This window comes from Niveispirillum sp. GW835-FHT14G11, assembly GCF_058793615.1.
In genome coordinates this window covers 459,330-474,676 of the sequence record NZ_JBXAFZ010000002.1, presented here as the reverse complement: position 1 = coordinate 474,676, position 15,347 = coordinate 459,330, and the positions used below count along the sequence as shown (strand labels likewise).

The window sequence follows — 15,347 nt, the reverse complement described above, 5'->3', positions numbered from 1 at the left end:
CCTGCCACCGCTCCACGATTGTCGCGACAGGATCGGGGGGCGGGAATGACCAGGATCGAACGGCATTTCATCAAGCTGGACGGACGGCTGGTCCATTACCGGCGGGCGGGGAAGGGGCCGGTGCTGCTGGCCCTGCACCAGTCGCCGCGCGACAGTGCCGAACTGCTGCCCCTGATGCGGGCGATGGCGCCGTTTGCCACGGTGATCGCGCCCGACAATCCGGGTTTCGGCCTGTCCGACCCGCTGCCGCCGGGGCCGGCCACGGTGGACCGGTTCGCGCAAGGCGTGGACCGGCTGCTGGACGCGCTGGGTCTGGAAAAGGTGACGCTTTATGGCCTGCACACCGGCGCCTGCATCGCCAACCGCTTCGCAGCATTATATCCCCATCGCGTCACGGGTCTGGTCGTGGACGGGTTCATGCTGATGGAGGAAGCGGAGCGGGTGGATTTGCTGGCCCATTATCTGCCGCCCTTCCATCCGCAATGGGATGGCGGGCACCTGGCCTGGGCCTGGCACCGCATCCGCGACCAGGGCATCTTCTTCCCCTGGTACCGGCGTGAACCATCGGCCCGGCTGCACCGGCCCAAGCCCGATCTGGCCCGCATCCATGAGCAGGTGATGGAATTCCTGCGGGCGGGCGACAGCTATCGTACCGGTTACGCGGCGGCCCTGTCCTATCGCCCGGCGGCTGACATGGTGGCGCTGACAGTGCCGTCGCTGCTGTTCGCGGCGCAGGATGACCCGCTGTTCCGCTATCTGGCCAAGCTGCCACCCCTGCCGGTGGGCGTGGCGGCGGGGACGGCGGAAAGCCGGTCTGCCGCCTGGGGCGTCATCACGGATTTCCTGTGTCGCCACCTGCCCGGCGGGGACGCCCCACCACCGCCCGCCTTCGCGGCGCGGGGCGTGACGGATGGCATCGCCTGGGTGGCGGGCGGCACAGGCGCGCCGCTGTTGCGCCTGCACGATCTGGGCGGGTCCGGCACGCTGCTGCTGCCGCCGGAAGGGGGCGCCTGGCTGGCACCGGACCTGCCCGGCATGGGCGACAGCGCGCCCGTTGCTGATCCGGGCGATCTTGCCGCCATGGCCGAGGCCATTGCCGGACTGCTGACCGCGCGCGGCTGGACCGGCGGCAGGGTGGAGGGCTGGGGCTATGGCGCGCGGGTCGCCTTGGCCCTGGGGCAGCGTCATCCGGGGCTGGTAACGGACCTGTGCCTGCATCCCGGCCTGATCGAACCACCGCCGGCCTTGGCGGCGACGGAAGGTGGGGGTTACCTCCTGGCGGCGTGGCAGCAGGCGCGCGACAGCCACCTGTTCCCGCCCGGCGATGGGGTGCTGCCGGATGCGGAACGGCTGCAACGGGAGGCGTGGTACTGGCTGAAGGCGGCACCGGTGCTGGACCGGGCCTGGGCGGCGGCGAGGTAGAACCTCAATCCAACCATCTCTCCGTCACCCCGGTGACAAGGCCATAGGCGCTAAGTTAAGAGATTGAGTAGACCAATTCCGCTCTCTCTACCGCCTCCCCGGCGCAGGCCGGGGCCCAGGAGCCACAAGGAAAACCTCTACGCGGTGTTGATCAACGCCGCTTCAACGTCGGGCTCGTGACCCTGGGCCCCGGCCTTCGCCGGGGAGGCGGTTGGAGGGGCTTCTACGGTGATGCACATTTCTATCTTAGCGCACATGGGCTTGTTACTGGGATGACGGGGGAGGAGCGGTTTCAACTCCATCCGATAAACTGCACCTCTCACCGCCAGCGGGCGGACTTTTCCCCGAATGTCGGCAGGTCGAAACGCGGCGATCCGGGCTCCGTCTGGAACCGGATCGGCATCCCGATATGGCGGTGCCCCTCGCCATCTGTCAGCACCATGCCGCGTTCGACCACGAACGGATCGTCGAACGCCTCCTTCAGGCTGCGCACCGGTGCCCAGCAGCAATCGACCCCGCGCAGGAAATCCTGCCATTGCGCCAATGTGCGGGTGGCGAAGATGCCCTTGAAGAAATCCCGCAGCGGTGCCTGTTCCGGCCCCGGTGGCTTCCTGGCATAGTCCAGCAGTTCCGGCCAGCCCAGGGCCGTCAGCAGGTTGTCGGCGAACTTCACCTCCGACCCGCCCAGCACGATGAAGCCGCCATCCGCCGTCTCATAGATATGGTACATGGCGGAGCCGCCGAAGCTGCGCATCTCCTTCACCGGCGGATCACGGTCCTCCGCGAAGACCGGGCCGGTGACGTTGGGCGTCCAGGCGAGTGCCGCGTCGAACATGGACAGGTCGAGATAATCGCCCTTGCCCGTCGTCGCGCGGCGCAGCAGCGCCATCAGCACGCCCGACAGGGCCATCAGGCTGGCGGCCATATCGGCCACCGGCATGTTGGGGCTGGCGGGCTTGTTATCGGTCAGACCCCGGTTCAGATCCACCAGCCCGGCCAGGGCCTGTACCGTCATGTCATGGGCGGGGCGCTGCGCATAGGTGCCGGTCTGCCCGAAGGCGGAGATGGAGCAATAGACCACGCCCGGATTGACGGCACGGATGGCATCGTAATCCACGCCCAGCCGCTTCACCACGCCGGGGCGGAACGCCTCCACTACCACATCGGCGTCGCGGGCCAGTTCCATGAACAGGGCGTGGTCGGCCGGGTCCTTCAGGTTCAGCGCCACCGACCGTTTGCCGCGCCCGATATTGCGGAACCAGACGGTGACGCCGTCCTTCGTCTTCTGCCCGATCTCCCGCGTCGGCTCACCCGTGCCATTGGCGGGTTCGACCATGATCACGTCGGCGCCATGGTCGGCCATCATCATGGTCATGTGCGGACCCGGCAGGAAGGCCGACAGGTCCAGAACCTTGATCCCGTGCAGCTTCATTACGTCCTCTCCCCCAGCTTGGGTGCGCGGCGGCCCCTGTGCCGTTCGCCGTTGATGCGGATCGGGGATGAGAGCAGGCGCAAGGTCCCGTCCTTGGCGTCGGGATGCTCCACATCCTCCACCATGCCGATCTCCGCCACGAACGGATTGTCGAGCGCCTGATCCAGATTGGTGATCGGCGCGAAGGGCACATGCCCGCCCAGGATCGACAGCCAGTCCGCCGTCGTCTTCGTGGACAGGAGATCGTCCAGCGTGTCCGACAGAAGCTGCCGGTTCACGCGGCGGGCGGGGATGTCCTTGAACTCCGGACGGTCCAGAAGGTCGGCCCGACCCGTGCGGCGGCAGAATTCCTCCCAGAATTTCGGGGTCTGGCACATCAGCATGGCCCAGCCATCCTTGGTGCGGAACGACTGGCTGGGCGCGATGGAGGGATGCGCGCCGCGCGGCAGGCGCGTCACCTGATCGCCGGCGTTCAGATACCATGTAGCGGGGTAGGAGAGCTGGTGCAGCGCCGTGTCGAACAGCGCCACATCCACGTCGCAGCCGATGCCCGTCGCCTTGGCACCCAGGATGGCCGACACCGTGCCGAACGCCATCATGGTGCCGGTCATGAAATCGACCATGGACACGCCCAGCCGCGTCGGCGGGGCATCCGGCTCCCCCGACAGGCCCATGAACCCGGCCTCAGCCTGCATCAGATAATCATATCCGGGCCATGTCTCCCGGCTGTTACCCCGCCCATAGGCCGACAGGTGCGCACAGACCAGACGCGGGTTGATATCCTTCACCGCCGCATAGGTCAGGCCCAGCTTGCCCGGCTGATCGCCGCGCAGATTGTTGATCAGGGCGTCGGCATTCTTCAGCAACGCGTGGAAGGCGGTGCGCCCTTCGGCGGTCTTCAGGTCGATGCTGGCCGACTGCTTGCCCTTGGAGAAGGTCTGGAAGAACTGGCTGTCCTGTTCCCCCAGGAAATGTGGCCCCGTCGCGCGGGATACATCCCCACCTGTGGCGGCATTTTCCACCTTGATCACCGTGGCGCCCAGATCGGCCAGCAGCATGCTGCCATACGGCCCGGCGCCATATTGCTCCACCGCGATGACGCGGATACCGGAAAGGGGGCCTGTCATGGGCGGGGCTCCGTTGGGGAAACGTTAGCGGCAAACACCTCCCGTCATCCCGGCTTGTCGCCGGGAAGGCGGACAATTTTCAATCAAGGTGGCTCATCACACCGGATGACGCGCAATCATCTGCTTGGCGATGATGATGCGCTGCATCTCGTTGGTGCCTTCGCCGATGCACATCAGGGGCGCGTCGCGGTACAGGCGCTCGATCGGGTATTCCTTGGAATAGCCGTAGCCGCCAAAGATGCGCATGGCTTCCAGCGTGACCTCGACCCCCGTTTCCGACGCGAAATACTTGGCCATACCGGCTTCCATGTCGCAGCGGTCGCCCCGGTCGTAAGCCGCAGCCGCATCCTGGACCAGCAGTTCGGATGCCCGCACCTTGGTGGCCATCTCGCCCAGCTTCAGCTGGATGGCCTGATGCTCGCCGATCGGCTTGCCGAAGGTCTTTCGCGTCTGGGCATAGGCCACGCTTTCCTTCAAGGCCCGCCGCGCGATGCCGACGGCGCGCGACGCGACATTGATACGGCCCAGTTCCAGGCCGCCCACCGCCATCAGAAAACCCTTGCCCTCAACCCCGCCGACCAGATGCCGTTCGGCATCCAGCTCATAATCCTCAAAGATCAGCTCGGCACTATCGATACCCTTATAGCCCATCTTCTCCAGCTTCTTGCCGGTGCGGAAGCCTTCGTACCGCTTGCCGTTGTCGGGATCGACCTTGGGCGCGATCAACATTGTCATGCCCTTGTGGCGCGGCTGCGCGTCGGGGTCGGTCTTGACCAGCAGGGCCACGGCCCCACCCTCGATCCCGTTGGAAATCCAGGTCTTGGTGCCGTTGATGATATAGGTGCCGCGATCGGTGCGGGCCGCACGGGTGCGGATGGCCTGCAGGTCGGTGCCGGCATCGGCCTCCGTCAGGCCCAGACCGCCGCGGATGTCACCGGCGCAGAATTTCGGCAGCCAATATTCCTTCTGGGCTTGCGTCCCGAACTTCTCCACCACGGTCGCCATCATGATATGGCTGTTGAAGATGCCGGTCAGCGACATCCAGGTCTCGGCGATCAGGCTGACGATACGGGTATAGGTGGAGGCCGGCAGCCCCAGCCCGCCATATTCCGGGCTGATGGTGGCGCCGAACAGGCCCAGTTCCTTCATCTGCGCGACCAGCTGGGTCGGGTAGATGTCGTCATGTTCCAGCTTTTCCGCTACCGGGCGAACCTCGCGGGCCAGCCAGCGTTCGATGCTGTCCAGGATGGCGGCTTCATCGTCGGCGTGGATGCCGGGATGGGGCGTGCTCATGATATCGGCTCCCGCTTTCGATCAGTAGGTTTCGACCCGGTCTTCCACGGCATGGCCACGGAAGGGGATCAGCATGTTGCGCTTGAACGAACAGACGGTGACGCCGTTCTGGTTCTTGCCGATGGTGCGGATGGTGACGATGCCTTGGTTGGGCCGCGTTGAAGACACGCGCTTGGCCAGCACTTCGCTTTCGCCATACAGCGTGTCGCCGTGGAACACGGGCGCGCTGAACTTCACCTCGTCCATGCCCAGATTGGCGATGGCCTTCTGGCTCACATCCGTCACGCTCATCCCGATCAGCAGGGCCAGGGTGTAGGGGCTGACCACCAGGTTCTGCTTGAACTCCGATGCCTTGGCGAACTCCGTGTCGAAATGCATCGGGTGCGTGTTCAGCGTCAGCAGCGTGAACAGGTGATTGTCATATTCGGTGACGGTCTTGCCAGGGCGGTGTTCATAGACATCGCCGACATTGAAATCCTCGAAGTAACGGCCAAACGTCTCGCGATAGCGGTTGGGGCCGACTTCCTTCCAGTTCTGCACCATCTTCTTGGGTCCTTATCTCATCCGGCGGCAGCGGCCAGCACGCGCCGCGCTGCCCGCACCACGGGTATCTCGATCAACTTGCCATCCAGCAGGGCCACGCCACCGCCGGCTTGTTCAAAGGCGTCCACCACGCGGTGGGCGTGGGCGATCTCTGCCGCTGTAGGGGTAAAGACCTCATTCACCACGGCCACCTGGGTCGGGTGGATGCAGGCCCGGCCCGTGAAGCCCAGCGCCCTGGCCCGCGCCGTGGATGACCGCAGCCCGTCAATGTCGGACACATCGATGGCGGGCACGTCAAACAGGCCGACCCCGCCCTCCGCCGCCGCGGCAACCAGCGTGGAACGCGCGAACAGCAGCGGCTCCCACTCCAGCGCGCAGCCCAGTTCCGCCGAGAAATCGACCGCCCCGAACAGCAACGCGCGCACGCGCTTGGACCCGGCGATGGCCGCCGCGTTGCGCAGGCCGGCCGCCGTTTCGATCAGCGGCACCATTGCCGCTGATCGCTCTCCCAGCACTTCATCCACAAGGGACAGGTCGGCCGGGTCTGTCAGCTTGGGCAGCATCAGGGCGGCCGGTGCGCTGGCCATCGCCAGCACCGCCAGCAAATCGGCCAGGCCAGCCTGGCTGCGCACCGGATTGATGCGCAGCCACAGATGATCGGGTGAACCCTGGTCGGCGATGAAGGCGATGGCGGCGGCACGCGCCGCATCCTTGCCCTCGGGCGGAACCGAATCCTCCAGATCGATACAGGTGATGTCCGCCCCCGCGGCCAGCGCCTTGCCGAACCTTTCCGGTCGCGCTCCCGGCACGAACAGCAATGACCGCTCAGCCATGATCAATCCCGATGCTAAATTATGTCCGGACATAATCGGGATGGCAGGGTGCTTGTCATCAAACGCGTTGCGGTCTGACCACCAGGAGGATGGGGTCAGGGTTTCAGCGTCGCGTCGAAGAAATCGACCGTGTCCTGCAGCGCCTTGATATGGGTGCTGCGCATCAGGTCGGCATCCTGGGCCATCCAGCCATGGTTGACGCCGGGATAGACCACCATGCGCGCCGTGGCACCCACCGATGTCAGCTTATCCAGCATGACCTTGGCCTGGATCACCGGCACGGCGGCGTCCAACTCCCCATGCAGCAGCAGGAACGGCGGGGTCTTGGCATCGACATAGGTGATGGGGCCGACGGCCTTGATCTCGTCGGCGCAATCGGCGGCATCCTTGCAGCCCAGGAAATCATAGATCGGCTTGAAATCTTCCGGCGGGCGCGGCTTGTCGGTAACGGTGAAATCATAGATGCCGTACCAGGGCACGGCGGCCTGTACGCAATCGCCCTTTTCCAGCGGCGCCGACCGGTCGCAATCCACCGCCGCCATGGCCGCCAGATGGCCGCCGGCGCTGTCGCCGAACACGCCGATACGGGTCGGGTCGATGCCATAGGCGGCGGCATTGGCGCGCAGCCAGCGGATGGCCGCATCCACATCCTGACTCTGCGCCGGGAAGGTGGCTTCCGACTTCAGCCGGTAATTGACGGCGGCCACCGCATAGCCGCGCGCCGCCAGATCGGCCAGCACGGCGGGGAAATCGGCAAAGGCCGCCAGCCCGCGCGAATTGCCCATGGCCCAGCCGCCGCCATGGATATAGACCAGCAACGGCCGGTTCTTCGCACCTGGCTTGTGATAGATATCCAGCTTCAGCGGGCGATAGCCGAGGATGGTCGCATAGGTCAGGTCCGGCAGGGCGACGACGCCACCGGGGAAGGCAACGGGCTGTTTGGGCAGCGTGTCCTCCTGGCTCCATCCCTTGCCCACCGCTGCCGTGACCGGCTTGCCGGCCTGGGCTGGCATGGACAGAAGCGCACAAAAGGCACCGCACAGAAGCAGTTTACGCATGGTCCTGACCTTCTTGGATGGAGGAGGGGAGGGGACTACCCGGCCGTCGGCGGCACCGCCGCCGCGAAGGCCTGGGCGATCTTGGCGCGGCTGGTGACCCAGACATCCGGGTGCCGCTTCACATGATCGAGAAAGCCCTGGAACGCACCGATGCGCCCCGGCCGGCCGATGATGCGCAGGTGCAGGCCCAGGCTCATCATCCGGGCACCCTCGGTCTGCGCCTCCTTGTACAGCCAGTCGAAACTGTCGATGGCGTACTGCATCCAGTCGCGTGGCGTCAGCGAGGGGGCCAGCCAGAACTTCATGTCGTTGCTGTCGATGGCATAGGGCATGATGACCATGGGCCTGGTCGTGCCGTCGGACAGCGGGACATGGTCCCAGAACGGGAAATCGTCCGAATAATCATCCATGTGATAGGCATAGCCCTCCTCCGCCAGGATGCGGCGGGTGGCCTCGGTATGCAGATAGCGCGACAGCCAGCCGATGGGCCGAGTGCCCGTGGTCTTTTCGATGGATTGCCAGCCATCGCAGATGAATTGCCGCTCCCGGTCTTCCTTCATCCAGAACTGATGGGTCCAGCGGTGGCCGTGGCAGCAGACCTCATGCCCCTGCGCCACGATCTCTGCCGCCAGATGGGGGGCCCGCTCCAGCGCGACGGCGGCTGCGGTGAAGGTGGCTTCCACGCCATACTCCTTCAGCAGGCGCATGACGCGGGGGGCGCCGGCCTTGATGCCGTACTGGTAATTGCTCTCATTGCCATGGATGCGGATGGGCTTGGCCACATGCACCGACAGCTCGTCCACCGGCTCCGGCCCCTTGTCGCCGTCCCGGATATTCTGTTCCGCCCCTTCCTCGACATTGACGACGATGGACAGGGCCAGCTTGGCCCCGTTGGGCCAGGTGAAATCGGCGGGTGCCGGCATAGGAACCTCTGTGGTTTGGGAAGGGGGAGGGGAACTGCCCCTCAATGCGGCTCCTCGCCGCCCGACACGTTCATGCTTTCCGCGGTGATGTAGCTTGCATCGTCGGAGCACAGGAAGGCGACGGCACCCGCCGTATCGTCGGGCAGGCCGGGGCGGCCCATCGGGATGCGGCCTTTCATCCCCTCCAGGTAATCCTCCAGGGACAAGCCCAGCTTCTGGCTGAAATATTCATTCTGCCAGGCGCCCAGGCCGGTGGTGACATGGTTGGGGCAGACATTGTTGACAGTGATCCCGTGCGCGCCCAGCTCGATCGCCGTGGAGCGGACCAGCCCGACCAGGCCATGCTTGGACGCGCAATAGCCGGCGGCGAACGGGAAGCCCGATTTGGCCGCCTGGCTGGCGATATTGACGATGCGTCCGCCCTTGGCAGCATGCACCATCACTTCCGCCGCCGCCTTGATGCCGTTGAAGCAGCCGGTCAGGTTGACATCAATGACGGCCTGCCACTCGGTCGCCTCAAGTTCCAGCAACGGTTTCATGATGTAGCCGATGCCGGCATTGTTGACCCAGAAATCAAGTCCGCCCAGTTTCTCCACCGCAAATGCCGCCATGGCGCGCATCTGCGCCAGATTGCGCACGTCGCAGGGGAAGGTTTCGACCCGTGTTCCGGTGTCGGCGGCGATCTCGGCGGCCAGGGCCTGCATTTCCGACAGGCCGCCGATCATGTTCTCGGGCGTGGCGGCGTCGGCCGATTTGCCGATATCCGACAGCACCACCGACGCACCTTCGGCCGCCAGCCGGCGGGCGATGGCCTCGCCCAGCCCCTTGCGCCGGCCGGAGCCGGTGACGATGGCGACCTTGCCGGTAAAACGCTTGGTGTCAGCCATGCCCGCCCCCATCAGCCCAGCTTGTCGGTCAGGATGAAGGTGACGTCGGCCATGTCCTGGAACTGGGCGGCGATCTTCTGCATGGTTTCAGCGGCGATATCCCGGCCGAACTGCTCCATGTCGGCGACGTCGATCACCTCGATATACTGATAGGGCGGGGGCACCTCGCTGCCCATCGTGACCACTGTGCGGAACACCGCGAACTCCGTGATCGACGGCAATGCATTGACGGTGGGAAGGTCCGTGGTGCGGGCCCATTCCTCATAGGTCGCGCGGTCGATGCCGGGTTTCAGGTTGAACAGGGCGATGATGCGCGTGGCCATGGAAGGTTCCTCTACCTGAAAAGGAATTGGGATCGGGCTCAAATGAATTATTGATATATCATTATATCAATTACAAGCGTCTTGTTTCATCCAACAACCAGGGACCTTCCCCATGTTGCAGCGCATTGTGCTGGCTCGCCCCGCGGGGGCGTCGCCTGTGCCCGACGATTTCCGGTTGGAAGAGGCGGCGATGCCCGCCCCCGGTCCGGGACAGGTGTTGATCTCCGTCGACCATGTCTCGCTGGACCCCTATATCGCGAGTACGCTGCGCGGCCGGCACATGTCGGGCGGTGTGCCGGTGGGCGGTGTGGTTCCGGGCGAGGCGTTGGGTACCGTGGTGGAAAGCCGGGCCGACAATCTGTCCGTCGGCGACCGGGTGCTGTGCCGGGCGGGCTGGCAGAATTTCACCGTGGCCGATGCGGCGAAGCCCGGCATGGCGCAGGGTCCGCTCAGCCTGGCGGCGCAGAAGATCGACCTGCCCGACGGCGTGGCGTCCACCGCGCTGCTGGGTGTGCTGGGCATGCCGGGCCTGACGGCCTGGGCCGGCACGGTGCGCGTCCTGAAGCCGATCCCCGGCGATACGTTCGTGGTCTCCGCCGCCACCGGTCCCGTGGGCGCCACGGCCGGACAGTTGGCCAAGCGCATGGGGGCCCGCGTTGTCGGCATCGCCGGCGGTCCGCAGAAATGCGCCTTCGCCAGGGAAACCCTGGGCTTCGATGCGTGCATCGACCATCGTGATCACGACTGGGTGGCGGCGCTGGCCGCGGCCTGTCCGGCGGGCATCGACTGCTATTATGACGGGGTGGGTGGGCGCATCCTGGAAGGGGCGATGGGCCAGCTGGCCATGAATGCTCGCATCGTGCTGGTCGGCATGATGGAACAATACACGGCGGCAACCCCGCTGCCCGGCCCCAATCTGGTGCCGCTGATCAAGTTCCGCGCCACCATGGAAGGGCTGGTCGTCTATGACCATTGGCCCGAGCTGGCCAATTTCCGCCGCCGCGTGGCGCCGCTGGTCCGCGACGGCCAGGTGATCGTGCGCGAGGAACGGGTGGCCGGCCTGGCAGCCGCCCCCGACGCCCTGATCCGCCTGATGGCGGGTGGCAATTTCGGCAAGATGGTTTTGGATCTGTGAGGTACGTGATGAACAGCAATCCTCCCCCCACCGTTCCCCGCATCGACAGCCCGACCTTTCTGGTCCTGGCCTATGACATCGCCGACACAGCCCGGGCGCTGGCGCTGCGCGATGAATTCATGGAAGGCCATTTGGCCCATATGGAGGCCAACTGGACCCGCTATGTCAGCGCGGGGCCGATGCGCACGGCGGACGGCAAGGGCTATCTGGGGTCGATGTTCCTGCTGACGGCATCGGGCCGGGCTGATGTGGATGCGCTGATGATCGGCGATCCCTATTTCCGCAGCGGCCTGTATGAGCGGGTGGAAGTGGTGCCGACGGTGGTCGCCATCGGTACCGCCATCGGCGGCCGCATCTGGACCGGGGCCGACCAGTTGAAGGGCGCCCCGGCGACCAAGGTCGCCAAGCACTGAGCTGGAGCGGCTGAAATGAAGCGGGCGCGGCCACATGGCCGCGCCCGTTTTCTTTTGCGATCAGTGCAGCGATCAATGTTCGACGCGGCGCTCCAGGGTCCAGTCCCAGCGGCGGGTGGGCAGCTGGTCCAGCGGTTCCGGCGGGGCCGCACCCTTCCATTCCCCATAGGCCTCACCGATCTCGCGCGCGGCTTCCTTCAGGTCGGGCAGATAGCGGTTGGCGAACACCGCCTCCGTCACCGCCTTGTCCATGAAGCGCATGCCGACGCAGCCCAGCATGGTGCTGCCATGGAAGACCGGCACGGCGGCCGTCGATTCCCCGCGATATTGCCGGATATTGATGGCGTAGCCGGCCTTGCGGACATTGCCCAGCATCTTCTCGATCATGTCGCGCTGCCGGCCTGCCCCTTCCATCTCCGCCCCGGAACCGAGCGCGATGTCCAGCAGGGCGGCGCGTTGCGGGGCGGGGCTGAAGGCCAGATAGGTGCGGCCGGCGGCAGAGTTCAGGATCGGTACCCGCACGCCGGCATTATAGCGTTCCAGCGCCAGCGGGCTCTGCTTGTCGGTGGTATAGCGGACCAGCATGTTGCTGCCCTGGTTGGTGCTGATTGACACCGGCCAGACCAGCTTCTGGCCCAGCTGGCCCAGCAGCGGCTGCGCCACCTCCCCGATCCAGGCCTCATCGTCGTACCCGTCCGACAGGCCGCGCACCAGCACCGTCAGGCGGTAGCGGTCGTCCGAGCCGTCGCGGACGGCATAGCCGGCCGAACACAGCGTCTCCAGCACCCGGTAGGCCGTGGTGCGCGGCAGGTCGATGGCATTGGCCACGTCCGTCACCGTCACGCCGTTGCGGCTGTTCAACACCTGCAGAACATCCAGCACCCGCAGCATTGCCCGAACCGGCTTGATCTTGTCCATACCCGAACCTCCTGACGCGCCAATCATCCACCGACCAAGTGATCATGACGGTGAACTAAAACTGTAACCGAAGAATATGGTCGTATGTCCACCTGTCGGATAAGGCCCGACGGATCGGATGGCGCTTTGGCGGATTTGTTGGGTTTTTCGGGGGTGGTGTTCGGACACGATTATCCGCTGGCCGGATAAAATCCCGACAAATGCCCGCTGGGCTTACATTTTCATCCGCTATCGGCACGTCCGCCGTGTGGACAGGCCAAAGCCGCTGCCTATCGCTGCGGTACTTTCGCATCGCCTAATCGGTTCGGCGCCGATGATGGGGTCGGCGGTCAGCGAATCGAAGGCTTCAATGCCCATGAGCAAAGCAAGAATAACGGTGGTCGGCGGCGGCATCGGCGGGTTCACGGCGGCCATTGCGCTGCTGCGCCAGGGTTTCGCCGTCACGCTGCTGGAGGCCGCCCCCGCTTTTGCGGAGGTCGGGGCCGGGGTGACCCTGTCGCCCAACGCCATGAAGGGCTATGTGCATCTGGACCTGGCGGAGCGCATCGCCGCCGCCGGCGTGGAACCGGCCCGTCAGCGCATCCAGCATTGGCAGGATGGGCGCCTGATCAGCGCCATTGACCGTTCCGACATGCGCGCCCGTTACGGCGCGCCCTATGTCTATATCCACCGTGCCGATCTGCACGCCATCCTGGTGGATGCGGCGACAGCAGCCGGCGGCACGCTGCTGACCGATGCCGGGGTGGTGGCCGTGGAGGGTACGACCGCCGTGCTGCAGGACGGGCGCCGGATCGACGGCGATCTGGTGATCGGCGCCGACGGCCTGAAATCCGTGGTCCGCCGTCTGTTCGAACCGGAAGCGGCGCATTTCACCGGCCATGTTGTCTGGCGCGCACTGGCCCCGGTCAGCCCGGCGCTGGCTGACCTGGCGCAATGGCCCGGCATGCATATCGGGCCCGGCCGCATGGTCGTGCGCTATCCGGTGCGCGGGTCGCAGATCCTGAACATGGTGTTCTTCGCCCGCCAGGATGGCTGGACCCAGGATGGCTGGACCATTCCGGCCGAACGGTCGGACCTGAAAACCACTTTCCAGGGCTGGGCGCCGGAAGTGCAGGCGATGATCGCCGCCGCACCGGAAGGCAGGCTCTATAAATGGGCCATCAATGCCCGCAAGCCGCTCTCCACCTGGATCATCGAGGACAAGGTGGCGCTGCTGGGCGACGCCGCCCATGCCATGACGCCCTTCATGGGTCAGGGGGCGGCCTGCGCCATTGAGGATGCCATCGTCCTGTCGCGCGCCCTGGCCGACAGCGGCAGTGCCGGTGAGGCCCTGAAGCGCTATGTCGCGGCTCGTCACGAACGGGCCACCTTCATCCAGCAGGAAAGCAACGCCAACGCCGACCGTTTGCAGGCCACCAACACCGAACTGTTCGGGTTGGAAGGGCTGCGCAACGAGGATACGCTGGGCTTGCTGGAATATGATTGCCGCACCGTCTCCGTCTGACACTCCCGGATCGATATGCACCGTGAAGCCACGCCGTTCGACGGCCATTCCGTCTCCGCCGCCACGCGGGAATTCCTGTCTGAACGCCACGGGCTGCTGATCGGCGGGCACTGGCGGCCCTCGCTGTCCGGCGCCACCCTGGACAGTCACGATCCGGCTACGCAGCTGCATCTGGCCGCCGTGGCATCGGGCGGGGCGGCGGATATCGACCTGGCCGTGGCGGCCGCCCACCGTGCCTTCACTGGCCCTTGGTCGCGGCTGGCGGCGCGGGAGCGGGCGGGGCTGCTGGTGCGGCTGGCCCGCCTGCTGGAACGCGACGCGGCGATGTTCACGGAACTGGAGATCCTGGACAATGGCATGCCGCGCTTCATCGCCGGCCTGACCGTCTCCAACTGCGTCGAGATGTTCGAGTATTACGCCAGTGCCATCCTGCGCATCGAAGGCGTGACCACCACCTCGCCGCCGCATGTGACAGCGCAAGCCGAGGCGCTGACCTATACGCTGCGCGAACCGGTGGGTGTGGTCGGGCTGATTGTGCCGTGGAACGTGCCCGTGTCCACCCTGACCCTGAAGCTGGCCCCGGCGCTGGCCGCCGGCTGCACAGTGGTGGTGAAGCCGGCGGAGGAGACGCCGCTGTCGGCCCTGGCGCTGGGCCGGCTGATCCAGGAGGCGGGGTTCCCCGACGGCGTGGTCAATATCGTCAATGGTCCGGGTGAGACGGCGGGGGCGGCGCTGTCCGCGCATCGCCAAGTCGACAAGATCAGCTTTACCGGATCGACGGAGGTCGGCCGCAAGATCGTGCAGGCAGCCACCGGCAATCTGAAGAAGGTCTCGCTGGAACTGGGCGGCAAGTCGCCGGTCGTGGTCATGCCCGATGCCGATCTGGAGCTGGCGGGGCCGGGCGTGTCCATGGCCACCTTCTTTTTGCAGGGTCAGAACTGCATGGCCGGCACCCGCATCTTCGCCCATGCATCCATCCATGACGAACTGGTGGCGCGGATGAAGGCCTTCACCGGCTTCTTCACCCTGGGCCATGGCCTGGATCCCGCCAACAATTTCGGACCCCTGATCAGCAGCGCCCATGGGTCGCGTGTCCTGGGTCATGTCGACCGGGCGTTGAATGACGGGGCGACGCTGGTCACCGGCGGGGGAAAGCTGGACCGTCCCGGCCATTTCGTGCCGCCCACCATCCTGACCGATATCCGCACCGACATGGCCATCTTCCGGGAGGAGATTTTCGGGCCGGTGATGGCCGTGCATCGGTTCGAGACCCAGGATGTGGAAGAGATCGCCGCCCTGGCCAATGACAGTGTCTATGGCCTGTCGGGCAGCGTGTGGACGCGCAGCCTGTCCACCGCCCACAAGCTGGTGTCGCGCATCCGGTCCGGCCAAGTGTCGATCAACTGCCACGGCGCGATTGCCACCAACATCCCGTTCGGCGGCTACAAACAGTCCGGCTGGGGGCGGGAGTTCGGGCGCGAGGGGCTGGATGCGTATCTGGAGACCAAAGCGGTGACGGCGCGGCTGTAAGCGGCG

General features: G+C 65.7%; 15 protein-coding genes. 5 read left to right on the top strand and 10 right to left on the bottom strand.

The features are described 5' to 3' along the window. The first annotated feature begins 45 nt into the window (after window positions 1-45). A complete protein-coding gene (locus AC1Q7F_RS05500; protein ID WP_492504619.1) occupies window positions 46-1,422 on the top strand; it encodes an alpha/beta fold hydrolase in 1,377 nt (458 codons plus the stop codon). 319 nt (window positions 1,423-1,741) lie between these two features. Here AC1Q7F_RS05500 and AC1Q7F_RS05495 read toward each other — a convergent pair whose 3' ends face one another. From AC1Q7F_RS05495 to AC1Q7F_RS05455, 9 genes are all read right to left on the bottom strand, one after another. After that, the gene (locus tag AC1Q7F_RS05495; protein ID WP_492504617.1) at window positions 1,742-2,854 is read right to left on the bottom strand and encodes a CaiB/BaiF CoA transferase family protein; all 1,113 of its coding nucleotides are present in this window, start codon (window positions 2,852-2,854) and stop codon (window positions 1,742-1,744) included. After that, window positions 2,854-3,981 carry a CaiB/BaiF CoA transferase family protein gene (locus tag AC1Q7F_RS05490; RefSeq protein WP_492504615.1) on the bottom strand — a complete coding sequence of 376 codons (1,128 nt, stop codon included), beginning with the start codon at window positions 3,979-3,981 and terminating at the stop codon, window positions 2,854-2,856. The genes AC1Q7F_RS05495 and AC1Q7F_RS05490 overlap by 1 nt, the downstream gene beginning before the upstream one ends. Window positions 3,982-4,077: 96 nt before the next feature. Next, window positions 4,078-5,274: an acyl-CoA dehydrogenase family protein gene (locus tag AC1Q7F_RS05485; protein ID WP_492504613.1), complete on the bottom strand. Its 1,197-nt coding sequence runs from the start codon at window positions 5,272-5,274 to the stop codon at window positions 4,078-4,080. A 21-nt stretch (window positions 5,275-5,295) separates the two neighbouring features. Further along, on the bottom strand, window positions 5,296-5,817 hold the full coding sequence (locus tag AC1Q7F_RS05480) for a MaoC family dehydratase (protein ID WP_492504611.1): 522 nt from the start codon (window positions 5,815-5,817) through the stop codon (window positions 5,296-5,298). 17 nt (window positions 5,818-5,834) lie between these two features. Then, window positions 5,835-6,650 (bottom strand): HpcH/HpaI aldolase/citrate lyase family protein, encoded by an 816-nt coding sequence (locus AC1Q7F_RS05475; protein WP_492504609.1) that lies wholly within the window; start codon window positions 6,648-6,650, stop codon window positions 5,835-5,837. A 95-nt stretch (window positions 6,651-6,745) separates the two neighbouring features. Then, window positions 6,746-7,708, bottom strand: a complete 963-nt coding sequence (locus AC1Q7F_RS05470) for an alpha/beta hydrolase fold domain-containing protein (RefSeq protein ID WP_492504607.1) — start codon at window positions 7,706-7,708, stop codon at window positions 6,746-6,748. 35 nt (window positions 7,709-7,743) lie between these two features. Continuing rightward, on the bottom strand, window positions 7,744-8,631 hold the full coding sequence (locus AC1Q7F_RS05465) for a polysaccharide deacetylase family protein (protein ID WP_492504605.1): 888 nt from the start codon (window positions 8,629-8,631) through the stop codon (window positions 7,744-7,746). A gap of 41 nt (window positions 8,632-8,672) precedes the next feature. Further along, window positions 8,673-9,518: an SDR family NAD(P)-dependent oxidoreductase gene (locus AC1Q7F_RS05460; RefSeq protein WP_492504603.1), complete on the bottom strand. Its 846-nt coding sequence runs from the start codon at window positions 9,516-9,518 to the stop codon at window positions 8,673-8,675. An 11-nt stretch (window positions 9,519-9,529) separates the two neighbouring features. Beyond that, window positions 9,530-9,841, bottom strand: a complete 312-nt coding sequence (locus AC1Q7F_RS05455) for a hypothetical protein (protein ID WP_492504601.1) — start codon at window positions 9,839-9,841, stop codon at window positions 9,530-9,532. Between the two features lie 112 nt (window positions 9,842-9,953). Between AC1Q7F_RS05455 and AC1Q7F_RS05450 the strand changes: the two genes are divergently transcribed. Both AC1Q7F_RS05450 and AC1Q7F_RS05445 read left to right on the top strand, forming a co-directional pair. Beyond that, entirely contained in the window at window positions 9,954-10,976 is a 1,023-nt protein-coding gene (locus tag AC1Q7F_RS05450) for an NADP-dependent oxidoreductase (protein ID WP_492504599.1), read from the top strand. Between the two features lie 8 nt (window positions 10,977-10,984). Further along, complete coding sequence (locus AC1Q7F_RS05445; protein ID WP_492504597.1) at window positions 10,985-11,389, top strand: YciI family protein; 405 nt, start codon at window positions 10,985-10,987, stop codon at window positions 11,387-11,389. A gap of 72 nt (window positions 11,390-11,461) precedes the next feature. On the opposite strand, the gene AC1Q7F_RS05440 is transcribed toward AC1Q7F_RS05445, so the two are convergent. Continuing rightward, entirely contained in the window at window positions 11,462-12,307 is an 846-nt protein-coding gene (locus AC1Q7F_RS05440) for a helix-turn-helix domain-containing protein (RefSeq protein ID WP_492504595.1), read from the bottom strand. 355 nt (window positions 12,308-12,662) lie between these two features. Here AC1Q7F_RS05440 and AC1Q7F_RS05435 point away from each other — a divergent pair, with 355 nt between their 5' ends. After that, the gene (locus tag AC1Q7F_RS05435; protein ID WP_492504593.1) at window positions 12,663-13,811 is read left to right on the top strand and encodes an FAD-dependent monooxygenase; all 1,149 of its coding nucleotides are present in this window, start codon (window positions 12,663-12,665) and stop codon (window positions 13,809-13,811) included. Between the two features lie 15 nt (window positions 13,812-13,826). Next, complete coding sequence (locus AC1Q7F_RS05430) at window positions 13,827-15,341, top strand: aldehyde dehydrogenase family protein (RefSeq protein ID WP_492504591.1); 1,515 nt, start codon at window positions 13,827-13,829, stop codon at window positions 15,339-15,341. The last annotated feature ends 6 nt before the right edge of the window (window positions 15,342-15,347 follow it).

Coding starts and splice junctions, on each gene's coding strand:
- AC1Q7F_RS05475 (WP_492504609.1), bottom strand. CDS start 6,650: ATGGCTGAGCGGTCATTGCTGTTCGTGCCGGGAGCGCGACCGGAAAGG.
- AC1Q7F_RS05430 (WP_492504591.1), top strand. CDS start 13,827: ATGCACCGTGAAGCCACGCCGTTCGACGGCCATTCCGTCTCCGCCGCC.
- AC1Q7F_RS05470 (WP_492504607.1), bottom strand. CDS start 7,708: ATGCGTAAACTGCTTCTGTGCGGTGCCTTTTGTGCGCTTCTGTCCATG.
- AC1Q7F_RS05435 (WP_492504593.1), top strand. CDS start 12,663: ATGAGCAAAGCAAGAATAACGGTGGTCGGCGGCGGCATCGGCGGGTTC.
- AC1Q7F_RS05495 (WP_492504617.1), bottom strand. CDS start 2,854: ATGAAGCTGCACGGGATCAAGGTTCTGGACCTGTCGGCCTTCCTGCCG.
- AC1Q7F_RS05465 (WP_492504605.1), bottom strand. CDS start 8,631: ATGCCGGCACCCGCCGATTTCACCTGGCCCAACGGGGCCAAGCTGGCC.
- AC1Q7F_RS05460 (WP_492504603.1), bottom strand. CDS start 9,518: ATGGCTGACACCAAGCGTTTTACCGGCAAGGTCGCCATCGTCACCGGC.
- AC1Q7F_RS05485 (WP_492504613.1), bottom strand. CDS start 5,274: ATGAGCACGCCCCATCCCGGCATCCACGCCGACGATGAAGCCGCCATC.
- AC1Q7F_RS05500 (WP_492504619.1), top strand. CDS start 46: ATGACCAGGATCGAACGGCATTTCATCAAGCTGGACGGACGGCTGGTC.
- AC1Q7F_RS05445 (WP_492504597.1), top strand. CDS start 10,985: ATGAACAGCAATCCTCCCCCCACCGTTCCCCGCATCGACAGCCCGACC.
- AC1Q7F_RS05440 (WP_492504595.1), bottom strand. CDS start 12,307: ATGGACAAGATCAAGCCGGTTCGGGCAATGCTGCGGGTGCTGGATGTT.
- AC1Q7F_RS05450 (WP_492504599.1), top strand. CDS start 9,954: ATGTTGCAGCGCATTGTGCTGGCTCGCCCCGCGGGGGCGTCGCCTGTG.
- AC1Q7F_RS05480 (WP_492504611.1), bottom strand. CDS start 5,817: ATGGTGCAGAACTGGAAGGAAGTCGGCCCCAACCGCTATCGCGAGACG.
- AC1Q7F_RS05455 (WP_492504601.1), bottom strand. CDS start 9,841: ATGGCCACGCGCATCATCGCCCTGTTCAACCTGAAACCCGGCATCGAC.
- AC1Q7F_RS05490 (WP_492504615.1), bottom strand. CDS start 3,981: ATGACAGGCCCCCTTTCCGGTATCCGCGTCATCGCGGTGGAGCAATAT.